17 protein-coding genes are annotated in these 16615 nt (G+C 72.0%); 12 read left to right on the top strand and 5 right to left on the bottom strand.

The annotated features are described in order from the left end of the window. Positions 1-13: 13 nt before the first annotated feature. Both Ahu01nite_RS08985 and Ahu01nite_RS08980 read right to left on the bottom strand, forming a co-directional pair. A complete protein-coding gene (locus Ahu01nite_RS08985; RefSeq protein WP_203835972.1) occupies positions 14-823 on the bottom strand; it encodes an ABC transporter permease in 810 nt (269 codons plus the stop codon). Then, positions 820-1764: an ABC transporter ATP-binding protein gene (locus Ahu01nite_RS08980; RefSeq protein WP_203835971.1), complete on the bottom strand. Its 945-nt coding sequence runs from the start codon at positions 1762-1764 to the stop codon at positions 820-822. The genes Ahu01nite_RS08985 and Ahu01nite_RS08980 overlap by 4 nt, the downstream gene beginning before the upstream one ends. Before the next feature lie 132 nt (positions 1765-1896). On the opposite strand from Ahu01nite_RS08980, the gene Ahu01nite_RS08975 reads away from it, so the two are divergent. The 7 genes from Ahu01nite_RS08975 to Ahu01nite_RS08945 all read left to right on the top strand — a co-directional run bounded on the left by Ahu01nite_RS08975 (position 1897) and on the right by Ahu01nite_RS08945 (position 9141). Next, a complete protein-coding gene (locus Ahu01nite_RS08975) occupies positions 1897-2820 on the top strand; it encodes an MvdC/MvdD family ATP grasp protein (RefSeq protein ID WP_203835970.1) in 924 nt (307 codons plus the stop codon). Continuing rightward, complete coding sequence (locus tag Ahu01nite_RS08970) at positions 2807-3070, top strand: response regulator transcription factor (RefSeq protein WP_203835969.1); 264 nt, start codon at positions 2807-2809, stop codon at positions 3068-3070. Before Ahu01nite_RS08975 ends, Ahu01nite_RS08970 begins: the two co-directional genes overlap by 14 nt. A gap of 1 nt (position 3071) precedes the next feature. Beyond that, on the top strand, positions 3072-3251 hold the full coding sequence (locus Ahu01nite_RS08965; protein ID WP_203835968.1) for an aroma-sacti cluster domain-containing protein: 180 nt from the start codon (positions 3072-3074) through the stop codon (positions 3249-3251). A gap of 3 nt (positions 3252-3254) precedes the next feature. Continuing rightward, positions 3255-6059 (top strand): adenylate/guanylate cyclase domain-containing protein, encoded by a 2805-nt coding sequence (locus Ahu01nite_RS08960; protein WP_203835967.1) that lies wholly within the window; start codon positions 3255-3257, stop codon positions 6057-6059. Then, on the top strand, positions 6050-6943 hold the full coding sequence (locus Ahu01nite_RS08955) for a S8 family serine peptidase (protein ID WP_239158726.1): 894 nt from the start codon (positions 6050-6052) through the stop codon (positions 6941-6943). Before Ahu01nite_RS08960 ends, Ahu01nite_RS08955 begins: the two co-directional genes overlap by 10 nt. Continuing rightward, on the top strand, positions 6915-7559 hold the full coding sequence (locus Ahu01nite_RS08950; RefSeq protein WP_239158725.1) for a GAF domain-containing protein: 645 nt from the start codon (positions 6915-6917) through the stop codon (positions 7557-7559). Before Ahu01nite_RS08955 ends, Ahu01nite_RS08950 begins: the two co-directional genes overlap by 29 nt. Before the next feature lie 313 nt (positions 7560-7872). Next, on the top strand, positions 7873-9141 hold the full coding sequence (locus Ahu01nite_RS08945) for a helix-turn-helix domain-containing protein (RefSeq protein ID WP_203835965.1): 1269 nt from the start codon (positions 7873-7875) through the stop codon (positions 9139-9141). An 8-nt stretch (positions 9142-9149) separates the two neighbouring features. On the opposite strand, the gene Ahu01nite_RS08940 is transcribed toward Ahu01nite_RS08945, so the two are convergent. After that, entirely contained in the window at positions 9150-10493 is a 1344-nt protein-coding gene (locus tag Ahu01nite_RS08940) for a radical SAM/SPASM domain-containing protein (protein WP_239158724.1), read from the bottom strand. Beyond that, the gene (locus Ahu01nite_RS08935; protein WP_203835964.1) at positions 10480-10668 is read right to left on the bottom strand and encodes a hypothetical protein; all 189 of its coding nucleotides are present in this window, start codon (positions 10666-10668) and stop codon (positions 10480-10482) included. The genes Ahu01nite_RS08940 and Ahu01nite_RS08935 overlap by 14 nt, the downstream gene beginning before the upstream one ends. Positions 10669-10831: 163 nt before the next feature. On the opposite strand from Ahu01nite_RS08935, the gene Ahu01nite_RS08930 reads away from it, so the two are divergent. The 3 genes from Ahu01nite_RS08930 (at position 10832) to Ahu01nite_RS08920 (ending at position 13628) form a co-directional block, all read left to right on the top strand. Then, entirely contained in the window at positions 10832-11467 is a 636-nt protein-coding gene (locus tag Ahu01nite_RS08930; protein ID WP_203835963.1) for a winged helix-turn-helix domain-containing protein, read from the top strand. Positions 11468-11536: 69 nt separating this feature from the next. Continuing rightward, positions 11537-12565: an LLM class flavin-dependent oxidoreductase gene (locus Ahu01nite_RS08925; protein WP_203835962.1), complete on the top strand. Its 1029-nt coding sequence runs from the start codon at positions 11537-11539 to the stop codon at positions 12563-12565. Between the two features lie 34 nt (positions 12566-12599). Further along, positions 12600-13628, top strand: coding sequence for an LLM class flavin-dependent oxidoreductase (locus Ahu01nite_RS08920; RefSeq protein ID WP_239158723.1), 1029 nt, complete (start codon positions 12600-12602; stop codon positions 13626-13628). Here the strand turns inward: Ahu01nite_RS08920 and Ahu01nite_RS08915 are convergent. Continuing rightward, positions 13615-14235, bottom strand: a complete 621-nt coding sequence (locus tag Ahu01nite_RS08915) for a TetR/AcrR family transcriptional regulator (protein WP_203835961.1) — start codon at positions 14233-14235, stop codon at positions 13615-13617. The two genes, Ahu01nite_RS08920 and Ahu01nite_RS08915, sit on opposite strands and share 14 nt — an antisense overlap. 78 nt (positions 14236-14313) lie before the next feature. Here Ahu01nite_RS08915 and Ahu01nite_RS08910 point away from each other — a divergent pair, with 78 nt between their 5' ends. After that, positions 14314-15867, top strand: a complete 1554-nt coding sequence (locus Ahu01nite_RS08910; RefSeq protein ID WP_203835960.1) for a tetratricopeptide repeat-containing diguanylate cyclase — start codon at positions 14314-14316, stop codon at positions 15865-15867. A 190-nt stretch (positions 15868-16057) separates the two neighbouring features. Continuing rightward, a complete protein-coding gene (locus Ahu01nite_RS08905) occupies positions 16058-16615 on the top strand; it encodes an NADPH-dependent F420 reductase (protein WP_203835959.1) in 558 nt (185 codons plus the stop codon).

Raw genomic sequence — 16615 nt, 5'->3', positions numbered from 1 at the left:
CTCGCTCCCCCGGTCAGAGATTGGCGGTACGCCGTAGCAGCGCACGCGCAGCGACGGCGTTGGCCACGACGGCGATGACCGCGAGCACGACCAGGCTGGGCCACGCGGAGCCGAACCCGAGCACGGCGCCGTCGCGCATGCCGTTGATCGCGTACGTCACCGGGTTCACCACCGAGATCCAGCGCAGCACGACCGGCAACTGGTCCACCGGGGACAGCGCCGGGGCGGTGAACACCAGCACGAGCACCGAGATGCTGCTGAGCACGGAGAACGTCCGGTAGTCGCGGATGAGGATCGCGCCGGCCAGGTAGATGCCGTTGAACGCCACCGCGGCGAGCACGAGCGCGACCAGCATCGTCAGCCAGTTGGCGAGCGGGAACGGGTAGCGGAACAACGCCATCGCCACGACCAGCGCCAGCAGGCTCTGCGCCAGGACCAGCGTGACCCCGGCGAGCAGCTTGCCGAGCAGGAAACGCGACCGGCGCAGCGGCCACGACCACAGCTGTGTGGAGACGCCGCTCATCTCCTCCTGGAACAGCGCCATGCCGGTGGTGCCCGCGGCGCTGACCACGGACATCGCCAGCACCATCGGCAGCAGGAAGACCGCGAACGGCAAGTTCGTGCCCTTGTAGGAGATGTCGCCGACGACGTTGCCGAGCGCGGTGTTGACCAGCAGCAGGTACACCAGGGTCGGGGTCAGGCCGAAGATGAGGTTGACCCGGTTGCGGGCCAGCAGGGCGTACTCCCGGTAGAACACCGCGGAGAAGTCGGCGGCACGCGCGGGCGCGACCGGCGGGGTGTGCTCGAACGCCAATTCGCTCACTGGGAAGCCTTTTCTGTCATCCGGAGGAACACCTGCTCCAGGGAGTCGGCGGCGGTCGTGAACCCGGTGATCGCCACACCCGCGTCCTGGCAGTGCCGGGTCAGGCCGGGCAGCACGTCACGCCCGGCGGCGCCGTCGATCTGCACCTCGGTGTCGTCGACAGTCGCCGTGAGCCCCTCGCCGTCGGCCCATTCGGCGACGACCTTCGCGGCGATCGGGTCGTCGACGGTCACGACCAGGCGGCTGCCGCCGTACTCGCGGACCAGCTCGCGTGGCTGGGCGAAGCGCAGCACCCGGCCCGCGCTGACGACCAGGACGCGCTGGCAGTTGCGCTCGATCTCCTCGATGTGGTGGCTGGTCCAGAGCACCGTCACGCCGTGCTCGGCGCGCAGCCATCGCACGAACTGCTCGACCTGGTGCCGGCCGGCGACGTCCAGGCCCGCCGACGGCTCGTCGAGGATCAGCAGCTGCGGGATTGTGAGCAGCGCCCGGACGAGCTGCAGCCGCTGCCGTTGCCCGCCGGAGAGCTGGAACACGAGCCGTGGGAGCGCCTCGGTCAGCCCGAGATAGCCGGCCACCTCGCCCGCCCAGGGCTCGACGGCGCGCCACGACAGGCCCCGGAACTTCGCGGCGATCCGCAGGTTGTCCAGGCCGGACAGCATCTCGTCGTACGGGCCGGACTGGTGCATCGCACCGATCCCGGACTTGGCGCGCACCGGGTCCTGCGCGGGGTCCAGCCCGAAGACCCGGATCACGCCGCTGGTCGGCGGGGTGACCCCGCAGATCAGCTTCATCAGGGTGGTCTTCCCCGCGCCGTTGGGCCCGAGCAGCCCGACGGTCTCGCCCCGGGCGATGTCGAACGAGATGCCGTCCACCGCCGGCGTTTCCTTGCCGCGGTAGCGCTTCGTCAGCTCCACCGCACTCACCACATCGGTCGCCACGATCCCTCCCCTCTGAATCCATCGAAGACATTGAGGGGACCGTACGGCTCGGAAAACCTCCCGGCAGCAAACTGCCGCGAAGCTGCCGCCTATCTGCCATTCGCGGGGCCGGTGCGTCCTTAGCATTCATCCATGGTTATGGCAGAACCGGCTGTAGTGCTGTTCGACGGCGCGGGCGGTGCGGAATTGACCGGGGTACGCGACATGGTGACCGGAGCATTCTCGACACCGGCGATAACGATCGGCGCGGGCGACGGTCCCCTTTCTCTCGACGTCGATTCGGGAACGCTGACGGACGGCGGGCGGCGGGTGCGCCCGGCGGTGGTGTGGACGCGGCACCGGGCACCCGGCACGCTCGTGGCCCACGCCCGTCCGGCGGGGTCGATGTCGGCGCTCGCGGCTTCGGCGTGGGGGGACTTCCTCAGTGAGGTGTGCGCCGCGGCGGCCACCACGCTGCCGGGGACCGCTCCGGCCGGGACGGCGCAGGTGCGGTCGGCGGGGCGGCTCGGGGTACGCGTACCGCGTACGGTGCTCAGCACCGATGTCGCCGCCGCGGCCCGGCAGCTGGGCACGGACCGGGTGATGGTCAAGACCCCGGACTTCCGCCTCGCCGAGCCGGACCCGCGTAGCTGGGCCACCCACCTGCCTGTGGTGCTCGACGCCCCGGCGGTGAAGGACAGCGGCGGGCATCCGGTCGTGGTGCAGGAATACGTCGCGCACGTCCGCGAGCTGCGCGTGTACTACCTCCACGGCACGGTGTGCGCGTTCGACGTCGGCAAGCGGAACCCCGCGGCGACCTGGACCGATCCGGCGTCGGTCAGCGTGACCCGCACGGACTGCCCGGGCGCCGCCGCGGTGGTGGTCCGGGCCCTGGCCGCCGCGTGGGGTCTGCGCTACGCGGCGTTCGACCTGCTCGTCACCGGCACCGGCGAGGTCGTCTTCCTGGAGGCCAACCCGGACGGCGACTGGCTCTGGTACGAGCGCCGCGCCCGCTGGCACGGCGTGACGTTCCTGGCCGCCGTGATGCTCCGGGAGCTGTTCGATGCCGCCCGCTGACCCGGTCTCCGCCCGCGACCTGCAGTTGCTGGCGATGCTCGCGCGCGGGCACACCACCGACCGGGCCGCCCGCGAGCTGCGGCTGAGCCGGCACACGGTCGGCGAGGAGATCAGCGTCCTGCTCGGGCGGTTCAAGTGCCGCAACCGGGCCGAGCTGGTCGCGTACTGCTATGTGCACCGGCTGCTGCCGGTCGGCGTCTGGCCCCCGCCGTACGCCCCGATGTCCGAACTCTCTTTGGTGGGTGAGTGAAATGCATGACGCCCTGGGTGTGCTGCGCGACGCCGGATATCCGGTCGACCAGCTGAGCGGACCGCAGCAGGCGGTGCTGGCCGCGCTGTCGGAACAGGAGACGACCCTGCTCGTCGACGTGCACGACCGGCTGCGCGACGCCGAGGGCGAGGTCACCGCCCACGACCTGAAGCTGCTCTGACGCGTGAGCCGCAGGCTGGTGGTCGTGCTCTTCCTCGATCTGGTCGGCTGGACCGCGCTGGCGGAACGCGTCGACCCCGAGCCGCTGCAGGTGCTGCTGGAGCAGTACTACGGCATCTGCTCGGCGGCGATCGAGGACCACGGCGGGGTCGTGGAGAAGTTCATCGGGGACGCAGTCATGGCGGTCTTCGGCACGGACCGCTCCGGGGAGGACGACGCGCTGCGGGCCCTGCGCGCCGCGTGCGACATCCGGGCCGGGACGGCGACGCTGGTCAGTCCCCTGGGCAGGCCGGTCGACGTGCACTGCGGGATCGCGGCGGGCGAGGCGCTGGTGACCCACTCGCCGCGGGCCGGGCTGCGGATCGTCGGCGACGTCGTCAACCTCGCGGCGCGGCTGCAGTCGGCCGCCGTCGCCGGGGAGATCATCGTCAACGACGTCGTCGCGGATCTGGCCCGGCAGCACTTCGCGATGGTCCCGGTGCCCCCGCTGACCGTGAAGGGCAAGGAGCTGCCGGTGGCGGCGCTGCGGGCCGGGGACGCGTACGGCGCCGCCGGCCGCCCCGACGACGGTGCCCCGATGGTGGACCGCGACGCCGAGCGGGCCCGGATCCGGGCCGCGTACGACGCCGCCGCCGGGCAGCGGCGCACCCGGACGGTGACCGTGCTCGGCCCGCCCGGGGTCGGCAAGTCCCGGCTGGTCCGCGAGGTGCTGGCGGAGCTGGCCGCCGCCGGTGCCGTGTTCACCGCGGTGACCGGGACGTGCCCGTCGTACGGTCCGAACGGCAATCACGTCACGCTGTTGCAGGTCCTCGACGCGCTGGCCCATCGAGGGCACAGCCCCCGGCTGACGGCGGTCCTGGACGGGCTGCGGCAGGGGGCCGACGCCCGGGCGCCGGGTGTGGAGGAGGTGTCCTGGGCGGCCCGGGAGTTGCTCACCGCGGCTGCCGGGGCACAGCCGCTCGTCGTGGTCTGGGACGGGCTCGACGCGGCGGGGTTGTCACTGTTGCGGTTGATCGGCGAGCTCACGCGTACGTTGTGGGATCTGCCGCTGTTGATGATCTGCGCGGGCCGCCCTGAGCTGATGGAACGCGGTGCGCCGTGGGTGCGCGGGCCCGGTGACGAGGTGATCTGCCTGGGACCGCTGGGGCCGCAGGACAGCGCGTCGCTCGTCGCGCTGCTCAGCGCCGCCGGGGCCGAGGTGCAGGCGCACGAGGCCGGGATGATCGACCGCGTCACGGCGCACAGCGCGGGCAATCCCCTGTTCATCCGGCTGATGGTGGAGTCATCGGGGGGCGTGCCGCCGACGATCACCGCGTTGGTCGGGGCCGCCCTCGATCGGCTGCCCGCGCCGGCCCGGGAGCTGCTCGGCGCCGCGGCGGTGGCCGGGTCCTCGTTCACGGTGCGCGAGCTCGATCCGCTGGGTACGCCCGTGGCGGCCGCCGATCTGGAGACGCTGGTGCGGCGGGGGCTGATCCGGCCCGCCGAGCGGGCCGGCGGGTACAGCTTCGTCCAGCAGCCGGTGCACGAGGTCGCGTACGGGCGGCTCGACAAGAACCAGCGGCTGACCTGGCACCGGGCCCTGGCCGCGGGCGGGGTCGCGGCGGCGTTCCATCTCGCGGCGGCCGTACGCCTTCTCGCGGAGCTGCGCCCGCACGACGCCGGGCTGCCCGCCCTGACAAGGGAAGCGGCCGATGCTCTGCTCCACGAGGGCACGGCGGCGCTGCGGCAACGCGACGTCCCCGCCGCGATCGAGCTGCTGGGACGGGCCGTGGAGCTGCTCCCGGGGTCGGCGGTTGCGGCGATCCGGCTCAGCGACGCGCTGTTGCTGTCCGGTGACCTGACCCGCGCGGTTTCGGTGATCGCCGCTTCCTTCGGTTCGCGGGCATGCCTCGCCCAGCGGTACCTGCTGGACGCACGGCGCGGCATCCACACGGAGGTTCCGCGCGATCTGGAGGGCGACACTTCTGACCGGCTCGCAGGCTGCCGCTTCGAGCAGTTGCGCATGCTCACCCACCTGGCGTGCGGCAGGTTCGGGGCCGCCGAGCGGGCGGCACGCGCCGCGCTCGGGCACGCGAAGGAACTCGGCGACGACTACGAACAGGAGCGGCTGCTCGTCGCGCTCTGTGAGATCCGGCAGTGGTCGCCGGTGCCCCTCGCCGAGCGGCTGGCCCACTGCGCCGAGCTCGCCGGCCGTTTCGCCGCCGACCCGTTCCTGCTCATGCCGGTGCTGGTCGCGCGGGCCCGGAGTCTCGCGCTGACCGGTGACAGCCCGGGCGCCCACGCCGCACTCGCCGAGGCCGGGGCGATCGTCACGCAGCTGCGGCTGACCATGGGCGAGGTCCTGATCTCCCAGGCCGCCGGGCTCGTGACCGCCCTGGACGGCGATCACCGCGGCGCGCGCGGGCATTTCCAGGACGCCGCGTCAGCCCTGGAAAAGGCCGGGCACGCGCCGACCGCACTCACGTTGCGCGTGCAGGCGGCCCGGGAGCTGATCACCGAGGATCTGCCGCGCGCGACCGCCGAGATCGGCGGGCTCCTGGAACGGCATCAGGACATGGAGGTACGCGGCCGGCTGCTCGCGCTGTCCACCGCCGCCCGGCTCGGTGTCGCCGCGCCGGACGCTCTCACCTCGCTGCTCGCCACCACCGACGACCCGTGCCTGCGAGGTGACGTGTACTTCGACCTCGCCCGTGCCCACCGCACGGCCGGGGACGATGCCGCGGCGGACCGGGCGGTCCAGGCGGCGATCGCGAGTTACGCCGGGATCGGGGCCGAGGTTCCCCTGCGATCGGTACGCGCATGGAGCTGACCCCCGCGCCGTGGCGGCGTGAACGGGCCAGGTACTTCGCGGGCGTACCGGCGTGGGGCATGCCGGCCACGGGGTACCGCGAGGAGCCCGTACCCGCGAGCCTGTTCGGCGGTGTCGACCGGGAATGGGCCCTCGACGGCGCGGACGGCAGCGGCGTACGCGTCTGCGTCCTCGACAGCGGCATCGACGCGACCCACCCCCTCACCGGCCCCGTCGACCGGGCCTGGGAGGTCGTCACCGAGGAGGGCCGGGTGCCCCGGGTCCGCGCCTGCGAGCCGTCCGACACCGCAGGGCACGGCACGGCGTGCGCGGGGATCATCCGCGAACTCGCCCCCGGCGTGGAACTCAGCTCGCTGCGGGTCCTCGAGGACGGGAAGTCCGGCAGTGCGGCGGCGTTGATCGCGGGGCTCGCGTACGCCATCGAGCAGGACTTCGACGTCATCAACATGAGCCTGTCCACCGCCCGGCTGGAATTCCGGGGCCGCCTGGCCGAGCTCTGCGACCGCGCCTACTTCCGCCGCACGACCCTCGTCGTGGCCGCGCACAACCTGCCGATCGAGAGCTTCCCGTGGGCGTTCTCGTCGGTGATCTCCGTGGCGAGCCACGCGGAGCCCGGCCCGCTCACCTACTACTACAACGCCGCGCCGCCGGTGGAATTCTGCGCACGGGGCGTACGCGTGCCCGTCGCGCAGCCCGGTGGCGGTGTCACCCGCAACACCGGCAACAGCTTCGCGGCGCCGCACATCGCGGGGATCGCCGCCCGGGTCCTGAGCAAACACCCGTGGCTGACGCCGTTCCAGCTCAAGAGCGTGCTCTACCACTGCGCCGACAACGTATCGATCGAGGGGGATGACGGTGGAGTTCTCGTCAGCAGAGCCACATAGCGGAGTCACCGAACAGCGGTTGCTGCAGTCCATCGTCGCGGTGGCACGCCACGTCTACTCGGCGGCCGCCACGTCGGTCTTCATGGTCAGCCCCGACACCGGCGAACTGGTCTTCGCCGCGGTCGCCGGCGCGGGCCAGCAGAGCCTGGTCGGCCGCCGGTTCGCACCCGGCACCGGCATCGCGGGCTGGGTGGCGGCGAGCTGCCAGACGCTGATCACCGACGTCAGCGGCACGGACCGGTTCGCCCGCGACGCGGCGGCGTCCACCGGCTACCTGCCGGCGAGCATCATGGCGGCCCCACTGGTCGCCGACGGCGAGTGCATCGGCGTGCTGGAGGTCCTGGACCGCCGGGCCAGCGGCCCCGACGACGCCGACGCCGCCGCTCGCGAACTGGACGACATGGAACTGCTCGACCTGATCGCCGCCCAGGCCGCCCTGAGCCTCGCCCTGCTGCGGCGCACCGACCGGACCGCGCCGCCGCCCCCGCTGGGCAACCTGCTGGCCCGGCTCTCCGAACACGCCGCGATGGACGCCTCCGACCCGCTGGCGGTGGCCCTGCTCGGCGTCTCACTGGACCTGCTGGACCGGCGCACCAGGTCGGTCGCGCACCGTTAGGTGCAGGCCGCCGATTGCGCACCGTTCGGTGCAGGTCGCTGGCTACGCACCGTCGGTGAGGGCCGCCGATTGCGCACCGTTCGGTGCAGGCCGCTCGCTACGCACCGTCGGTGAGGGCCGCCGATCGCGCACCGTTAGGTTGCGGACCGCCGGTTGCGCACCGTTAGGTTGCGGGCAATTAAGTTGTGCACAATTAAGTTGCACACAACTTAATTGTGCACAACCTAACGGGACCGAACGGCCGGGTTGACACTCCGTTCAGACGTCCAAGATAATTTGGATGTTCCTGAAGATTAGATCGAGCGGGGGCAGCGTGACGACTCCCATCCCTTTCCCGGAGCTCCTGCGCCACCATCGGGTGCGGGCCGGGCTCACCCAGCGGGCCCTCGCCGACCTCTCCACGGTGAGCCCCCGGGCGATCCGCGACCTCGAGGCCGGCCGGGCCAACGCCCGCACCCAGACCATCCACCTGCTCGCCGACGGCCTGCACCTGCAGGGCGCGATGCGTGAGCTGTTCGTGACGGCCAGCCTGACCCGGCGCCCCACCGGCCCGTTCGACAACGGCTGCTGCACCGCCGCGCCGACGGCCCCCGACGCGCTGATCGGGCGGGAGACCGAGGTCCTCGGCCTGCTCGAGGTCCTGGAGTCGGGGCGGCGGATGATCGCACTCTCCGGGTTGCCCGGGGTCGGGAAGACCCGGCTGGCCGCCGAGGTCGCAACTCGCGCCGGGGCACGGCACGACTGGCCGGTGCTCTGGATCGGCACCGACATGGGGACGCTGCACCGGCACGGCACCGCGTACGGCCCGCTGCTGCGGTCGCTGAAGTCCCTGGCCGACGCCGACAGCGCGGAGGAGGACCCGGTCGGGCAGGTACGCCAGCTGATCGGCCGGCACGAGGCCCTGCTCGTCCTCGACGGGCTCGCCGAGGCCACGATGCCGCTGCTCGTCCGGGAGCTGCTCGCCCAGTGTCCCGGGCTGCGGGTGATCACCACGTCGCGGCGGCCGTGGCACGTCGCGGGCGCGCATCCGGCGGTCGTCGCGCCGCTGCCCACGCCGCCGATAAAGGCAGAGACGCCGGCTGAGCTGGCGGGCGTACCCTCCGTGCGGTTGTTCGTGGAACGCCTGGCGCAGGCCCGGCCGGGCTTTGCGCTGAGCACGGCGAACGCCCTGGCCGCGGCCGAGATCTGCCGGCGGCTCGACGGGCTGCCGCTCGCCCTGGAGGTCGTCGCGGAGCGGGGGCGGGTGCTCAGCCCGCAGCAGCTCGCCGAGGTGACCCCCGCCGATCTGCTCGACCTCGCCGTCCCGGCCCGCCCCGACCGCCAGGCCCTGACGATCGGCGCCCTGGTCGGCGCCAGTCTCGCGCGGCTCGGCAAGTGGCACCACACGATCCTGTGCGAACTGGCCGGCACCGCGAGGCCGGGCACGGTGACCGACGTCGTGCGCGCCCTGGGCCACGGGCTCGACGAGGTCGCCGCCGGGCTCGACGTACTCATCGGCTGTGGGCTGGTCCGCGCCTCGCACAGCGAGGTGAGCACCGAGCTGCGGGTGCCCAACCTGGTCCGGACCCTGGTCCTGCGATGACGCGAACCTCAGGCGACGGGGGTGTAGCCGGCGGTCAGCGCGTAGAGGTCGAGACGGTCGCGGACGTTGTCCCGCAGCGACGGGCAGGGCGGCTTGCCCTCTCGCCAGAGCTTGGGGCACGCGCCGCCGCACACCGGCAGGATCGCGCACCCGCGGCACGCGGTCGCGCCGGCGTCGAGGGTGTCGTACCAGTCGTCGAAGGCCCCCGGCGGCCGCAGCGCGTCAGCATCCAGGCTCACGACGTGCCCGAGGTCCTGATCGTGATGCCCGGGCACGAGCGACTGCTCGGTGCAGCTGTAGACGCGCCCGTCCGCGCCGACGACCTCGCTGTGCCGCGTCGTCGCCGCGCAGACCACCCGGCGCGGGGCCGCCGGCAGCAACCGGAACCGCAGGCCGTGGCGCTGGTAGGCGAGGAACCACGCCATCTCGGCCGCCGCCAGCTCCGCGCGCGGCACGGCCACGTCGCTGACGTCGTTGCCCCACGAGTGCACCGGCGCCGGGTAGCAGGCGACCCGGTCGTGGGCGAGCCCCGCGGCTGCCAGCCCGGCGGCGAACGGCTCGGCCAGGGCCGCGTTGTGCACCCCGATGTTGGTACGCACGGTGAAGAGCAGCCCCGCCAACTCGGGGTCCTGCAAAGCCGCGCCGATGACCCCGACGATCTTCTGGAACGAGCCGGCGCCGCTCTTCAACGGCCGCGACGCGTCGTGCACCTCGGCCGGGCCGTCGAGGGTGACCTCGACGGAGCTGATCCGCGCCTCCCGGTGCAGTGCCCGGAGCTTGCGCGCGTCCAGCAGCGCCCCGTTGGTGACGATCTTCGCCGCATACCCGACGCCGGCCTCGTCGGCGGCGGCGGTGAAGCGGCGGGACAGGTCGAGCAGCACGGCGTAGCCCATCAGCGGCTCACCGCCGAACCAGCGGACGTTGAGCGCGTCGTACCGCCCGCCGCGGGCTGCCCGGGCGACGCGCTCCGCCAGCGCGGCGCGGTGGTCCCGCGAGACGGTGACCCGCTCGTGGGTCTGCCCGCAGTAGCCGCAGCCCATGTTGCAGTACGCGCTCGGCATCACCACGAAGTCGCGGGTCCGGCGGTCGCGGGCCGCCACCCGCGAGGCCTCGATGACCTCGGCCGCCTCGTCGTGGCCTGTCCTGACCAGTAGCCCCGCGCCGAAAAGCCGGGCGTCGTCCCCCTCGGCGACGCCCCCTTCCAGGCGCTGCGCGGTGGCCAGGTCGACCAGGTAGACCTTCGCCGTCGCGGTGTTCAGGACCGGGCGCACGACCCGGCCCGACGGGTGACGGAAGGCGTTACGGCCGACCACCGCATACCTGCTGGGTCGCAGGTGGTCAGTGCTCGGCACAGCCGGCGTTGACGGTCTCGGTGAACGCGGAGTGCAGGGTCGTGGTGGCCTGGGTGATCTCCTCCATGAAGACGTGCGCCTCGTGGTGGAGCACGCCGGCGGCGGCGCTGAGCTGGGTGCCCGCCTGTTCGGCCAGTTCAGCCGCGTGCTGCAGAAGCCAGGAATCGATCAGCATGGGTGCACCCCTGAGTCCGCTGGAGAAACAGATCATCGTGGAACGTCCAAGTTTTGCTAGATGATCTAGCTAAGTCAAGCGTCGTATTTCGGCGGTTCATTCGATGGGATTTGGACATCGCGACTATGCTCCGAGACGTCACCGTTTGAAGGGAAATACATCGATGACCGCCGAACCCCGCGTCGTGCGCGACGTGGAGACGCTCAAGGCCCTCGCCGATCCGGCGCGCCTGGCGATCGTGGAGCTGATGATGGCCGACCGGGCACGCTCCTGGACGGCCAAGGAGCTAGCCACCGCCATCGTGATGCCGCCGAAGAAGCTCTACTACCACCTCGGCCTGCTCGAACAGCGCGGCCTCCTCGAGATCCGCAGCACCCAGGTGGTCAACGGCATCATCGAGAAGCACTACGGCACCGCTCAGGCCAGCATCGTCTTCCAGCGCGGCAGCGCCACCGAGCCCGTCGAGGAGATGGGCGAGCTGGTCAGCACGCTCCTCGACGAGGTGAAGGGCACGATCATGACCGGCCTGCGCTCGGGCCGGGCCGCCCTCGATCGTGACGCCCCCGACGCCGAGCGCATCGTCGTCAGCTACACCTCCGCCGGCATGGCACCGGAGCAGGCCGGCCGGTTCCGCGAGACGCTGCTCGAGGTCGTCGAGCAGTTCAGCGCCGCCACCACTCCCGGGCAACCCTCGTTCGACCTGCTCATCGCGATCGCCCCACGGACGGAGTCGATCGCCCCTCGGACGGAGTCGATCGCCCCTCGGACGGAGTCGATCGCCCCTCGGACCGAACCGTAGGGCACGTTCCTGGGCGTCCTAGGAGGATAGGTTGGGAATGCCGGGGTCCTGACGCGAGTTGGGGCCTGCGTGAAGAAGAAGATCGGGTTCCTGTCGTTCGGCCACTGGCGCGATGTCAACGGGTCACAGACCCGCAGCGGCGGCGACGCGCTGCTGCAGACCATCGACCTGGCCGTGGCCGCCGAGGAGCTCGGCGTCGACGGTGCGTTCGTGCGCGTGCACCACTTTGAGCGCCAGCTGGCCTCGCCGTTCCCGCTGCTCGCCGCGATCGGCGCGCGGACCAGCCGGATCGAGATCGGCACCGGCGTGATCGATATGCGCTACGAGAATCCTCTCTATATGGCTGAGGAAGCCGCGGCCGCCGACCTGATCAGCGGCGGGCGACTGCAGCTCGGCGTGAGCCGGGGATCCCCCGAGACCGCACTGCGCGGCGCCGAGTCGTTCGGCTACGTCCCGGCCGAGGGTTCGACCGCTGGTGACGACGCCCGCAACAAGACCGAGATCTTCCTCGCCGCGATCGACGGCGCCGCGGTCGCCCGCACCGACCCGGCCCGCACCGGCGGCGTCAGCGGCGGGCTCGCCGTCACGCCGCAGTCCCCCGGCCTGCGCGACCGGATCTGGTGGGGTGCCGGCACCCGCGCCACCGCGCAGTGGGCCGCCGGGATCGGCGTGAACCTGCAGAGCTCCACGCTGCTGAGCGAGGACACCGGCGTACCGTTCGACCGCCTGCAGGCCGAGCAGATCGAGCTGTTCCGCCAGGCCTGGAAGGAAGCCGGCCACACCCGCGAGGCCCGCGTGTCGATCTCGCGCAGCGTGCTGCCGATCACCGAGGAGATCGACCGCATCTACTTCGGCAACCAGGAGCAGGACGAGGACCAGGTCGGGCTGCTCGAGGGCGTCCGCTCCCGCTTCGGCCGCACGTACGCCGGGGAGCCCGACCGCATCGCGGCAGAGCTCGCCGCCGACGAGGCAGTCCAGGCCGCCGACACGATCCTGTTCACCGTCCCCAACCAGCTCGGCGTCGAGTACAACGCCCGGATCCTCGAGACGCTGACCAAGCACATCGCGCCCGCGATCGGCTGGTCCCCCGCCCGCTGACCACGCGATCTTCGGAAGCGGGCAGAATCGGGGTGTGCCGACGCCTTCATCACCGCTGCGGAAAATGGGCTTCCTGACGATCGGGCTGTTCGACGGGTCCGATCCGGGGCCGGGTCACGAGTCGACGCTGGAGATCATCCAGCTCGGTGAGCAGCTCGGGTTCAACAGTGCCTGGCTGCGCCACCGTCACCTGCAGTTCGGGATCTCGTCACCGATCGCCGTGCTCGCCGCAGCATCGCAGCGCACGAGCCGCATCGAGCTCGGCACGGCGGTCATGCCGCTGGGCTGGGAGAATCCGCTGCGGCTCGCCGAGGACCTCGCGACGGTCGACATCCTGACCGGCGGGCGGCTCAACCCGGGCATCAGCGTCGGTCCCCCGATGAACTGGGAGCACGTCCGCGACGCGCTCTACCCGGACACCGCCGACGCGGAGGACTTCACCTACGGGCGGGTCGAGCGGCTGCTCAGCTTCGTGGCCGGGGAGAAGGCCAGTGATCTCAGCGGCGCGCAGGGCGTGGTCGAGGTCTTCTCCGACCGGGTCGAGCCGCACGCGGCCGGGCTGCGCGAGCGCATGTGGTACGGCGGGGCCAGCCTGCGCTCGGCGACGTGGGCCGGCGAGCACCGGATGAACTTCCTGACCAGCAGCGTCATCCAGGCGGAGGACTCGGAGGACTTCGCGCTGAACCAGCTCGCCCAGGTGCGGGCGTTCCGCGCGGCGCACCCCGGCGGCGAGGACGCCCGGGTGTCGCAGGGGCTCGTCGTGATCCCCACCGACAGTGCCACTGACGAGCAGAAAGCGCGCTATACGGCGTACGTGGAAAAGCGTCTTCCGCGCACCGCGACCACGCACGGACCGCGCCGGATGATGTTCGCTCCCGACCTGATCGGCTCGTCGGAGCAGATCGCCGAGCAGCTCTACGCGCACGCCGCGTTCCAGGAGATCCACGAGGTGGCGTTCGCACTGCCGTTCAGCTTCGAGCACGCCGATTACGTGCAGATCCTGACCGACATGGCCACCAGACTCGGGCCCGCACTCGGCTGGAAGCCCGTCACAGCTTCCTGAGACGCATCTTCAGGGCCCGGCGGGCCACCGGCCCGAGATCGTCGACGACCTCGGCGAGGACGGCGAGCTGCTCCAGGGCCGTGAAAGCCTGGGCGGCGCCGTCCGGGTCGACACCCTCGAAGAGCTCCAGGCCGACGAACGCCGCCGACACCGCCTGCGCCAGGCCCGCCGGGTCGGCCAGCATGCCCAGCGGCGAGCCGTCCAGCAACCGGCGCAGCACCGTCTCGATCTCCGCGGTCCAGAGCGCCAGGGCCGCGCCGGTCGAGGCGGCGAGGCGCTCGTCGGTCTGCGCCCCGGCGAGCAGCTGACCGAGGACCGCGACGTTGCCGTCCGTCTTCTCCCGCTCGTGCAGCGCGCGGCCGACGTCGAGCAGCTCACGCAGGTTGCGCACGGCGGCGAAACGCTCCCGGTAGACCGCCACGCGCGTCTCGGTCTCGCTCCTGCACGCCACCGACAGCAGCTCGTCGACGGTGCCGAAGTGGTAGAAGACGAGCGCCTGGTTGACCCCCGCGGCGGCGGCGATGGTTCGCGCCGAGACGCCTGCGATGCCGTGCTCGCGCACCGCGGCCAGGGCGCCCTCGATCAACTTCTGCTGAGTAGCGGACACAGCCCTCTTCCCGTTGAGCGTACGCTCAAATCGTAGCGGAAGGCTCACCTTCCCGGCCAGCCGACCGACGTTAGAACCGTGGACAATCTGCCGGCTGTCGTCTCGCCCTATGGCGCGTACGCCGGCCTCGGCCTGCACGTCCACGACCTGACCATCCGCGGGCACCACGGCGAGACGCTGATCGCCGCCGACGCGGCCGAGGGTGCGCTGCGCATCCTCGGCGACGGCCGGACCTACCGCGTCAGCCGGCTCGGCCGCATGTACGCCCTCAGCGCCCTCGGCCGCCCCGACGAGGCCCTGCGCATCGGCGAGGAGCTGGTCGCCGACACGGGCCCGTTCACCGGCCCGCGTACCACCGACGCCAAGATCCTCGCCGACACCGCCCGGATGCTGATCCAGGTCGGGCGGATGGACGAGGGCCTGCACTACGTGGCCCGGGCGATGGCGATGCTCGACGTCGTGCCCCGCAAGAGCCTGCGCTACTTCTCCGCGATGGCGTCGCTGGCCGACGCCGCCCGCGAGGCCGAGCTGTTCGAGCTGGCCGAGGTGGCCATGCTGCAGGCCATCAACGCGTTCGAGGAGCCGAACGACATCTACCGCTCCGGCGCCGAGCTGCAGTACGCGGAGTTCCTGCTCGAATGGGCGTTGCGCCTCGAGCAGGTGCAGCGTGAGGAGGAGGCCGCGGTCATCCTCGGCAAGAGCGTGACCATCCTGACCTACTGGTCGGACCGTGGCACCGACGCCCCCATCGGCGAGGCCCTGCTCGCGCTCGGTTACGCCAAGCAGGGCCGGCTCACCGCCGCCCAGGAACTCGTCGACAAGCACCTGATGCCCATGCGCGCCGGCGGCCACAACCACGAGACCCGTGCCCTGCACATGGCGCACGGCCTGGTGCTGCGCTCGGCCGGGGACCTCCGGGCCGCCCGGCGGGAGTTCCTCGCCGGCGACGAGCTGTGCGTCCTGCCCGCCCAGCGGCTCAACTTCCAGTTCGAACTGGCCGTCACCGCCGCCATGCAGTCCCCCGGCGAGGCGAGCAGCACGATGCTGGGGGCGCTGCACGCGCACATCCGGATGCTGTGGCAGCTGCGGCTGGACCGGCGCACGATGCTGCACCAGTCGTACAAGCGGGTGGAGCTGGAGGCGGCCCGCAAGAGCGCCGACCGGCAGGCCACCTCCGACGCGCTCACCGGTCTCGGCAACCGCCGGATGTTCGACAGCCGCATGTCGTCGATGTCGGGTGCGGGCGCGCTGCTGCTCATCGACGTGGACCGGTTCAAGGCGATCAACGACGAGTTCTCCCACGGCGTCGGCGACCGCGTCCTCGGCGAGATCGCCGCCGTCCTGCGAGCGCACTGCCGCCACGACGAGGTGGCGATCCGCTTCGGCGGTGACGAGTTCGCGCTGTTCCTGTCCACCGGCGAGCTGGAATCACGCCAGGTCGCCGAGCGGATTCGGCAGGTCATCCTGTCCCGCGACTGGTCCACGATCGCCCCCGGCCTGCGCGTCACCCTGAGCATGGGCCTGGCCACCTGCCGCCCCGGCGAGACCGGTGACGACCTCTACACCCGCGCCGACGCCAACCTTTACGCGGCCAAACGCGGCGGCCGCAACCGCCTCGCCGCCGCGGCCTGATGGCCTGGTACGTGTCGCCCAGGCCTTCCTGATAGGCGACGGGCCGCTCGCCGAGGGCACCGAGCTGTTCGCCCTGGCCCGCAGCAGCCCGCTGGGTTCGCAGGACTACGTCACCCGCTTCTTCCACACGGGCAACGAGATCACCTGATTCGCCCACGGCGACCGAGGATCACCGGGCATCCTGTGGATTATGCGGATCGGGGTCATCGCGGGGCAGGGCGAGATCGGTGGTGCTCTCGCGCAATGGTGGACGCAGGCCGGGCACGAGGTGGTCGCCAGCATCGGGGATACGGGTGCCACCGTGCAGGAGGCGGCGGTGTTCGGGGACGCGGTGCTGTTCGCGCCGGAGTGGGGTGCGGCGCACGACGCGCTGGATCTGGCCGGGGGTGCGCTCGCGGGCAAGCCCGTGCTGGACGCGACCGAGCCGCCGCCGAGCGAGAGCGGCCTCGAGCAGCTGGCCCTGTGGTCGCCGGACGCGCACTGGGTGAAGGCGCTGAACACGCTGCCCGTCTCGGTGCTCGACGCCCGGCGCGGCCGTGACCCGATGCTCGCCGAGTTCCTGTGCACCGACTTCGCCGACGCACGGGCGACAGCGTCGCAGCTCGTGCGAGATCTCGGGCTCGCACCGATGTTCGCGGGCGGCGCCGACCGGGCGTGGATCACCGAGACCGGGCCGCTGCACATGCGCGAGGTCGACATCAGGGACGCGACCGCGTACCTGGCCGCCGCGCTCGACGGGACGCGCTGA

This window comes from Winogradskya humida, from assembly GCF_016862215.1.
GTDB lineage: Bacteria > Actinomycetota > Actinomycetes > Mycobacteriales > Micromonosporaceae > Actinoplanes > Actinoplanes humidus.
This window is presented reverse-complemented; position numbering and strand designations above follow the sequence as displayed.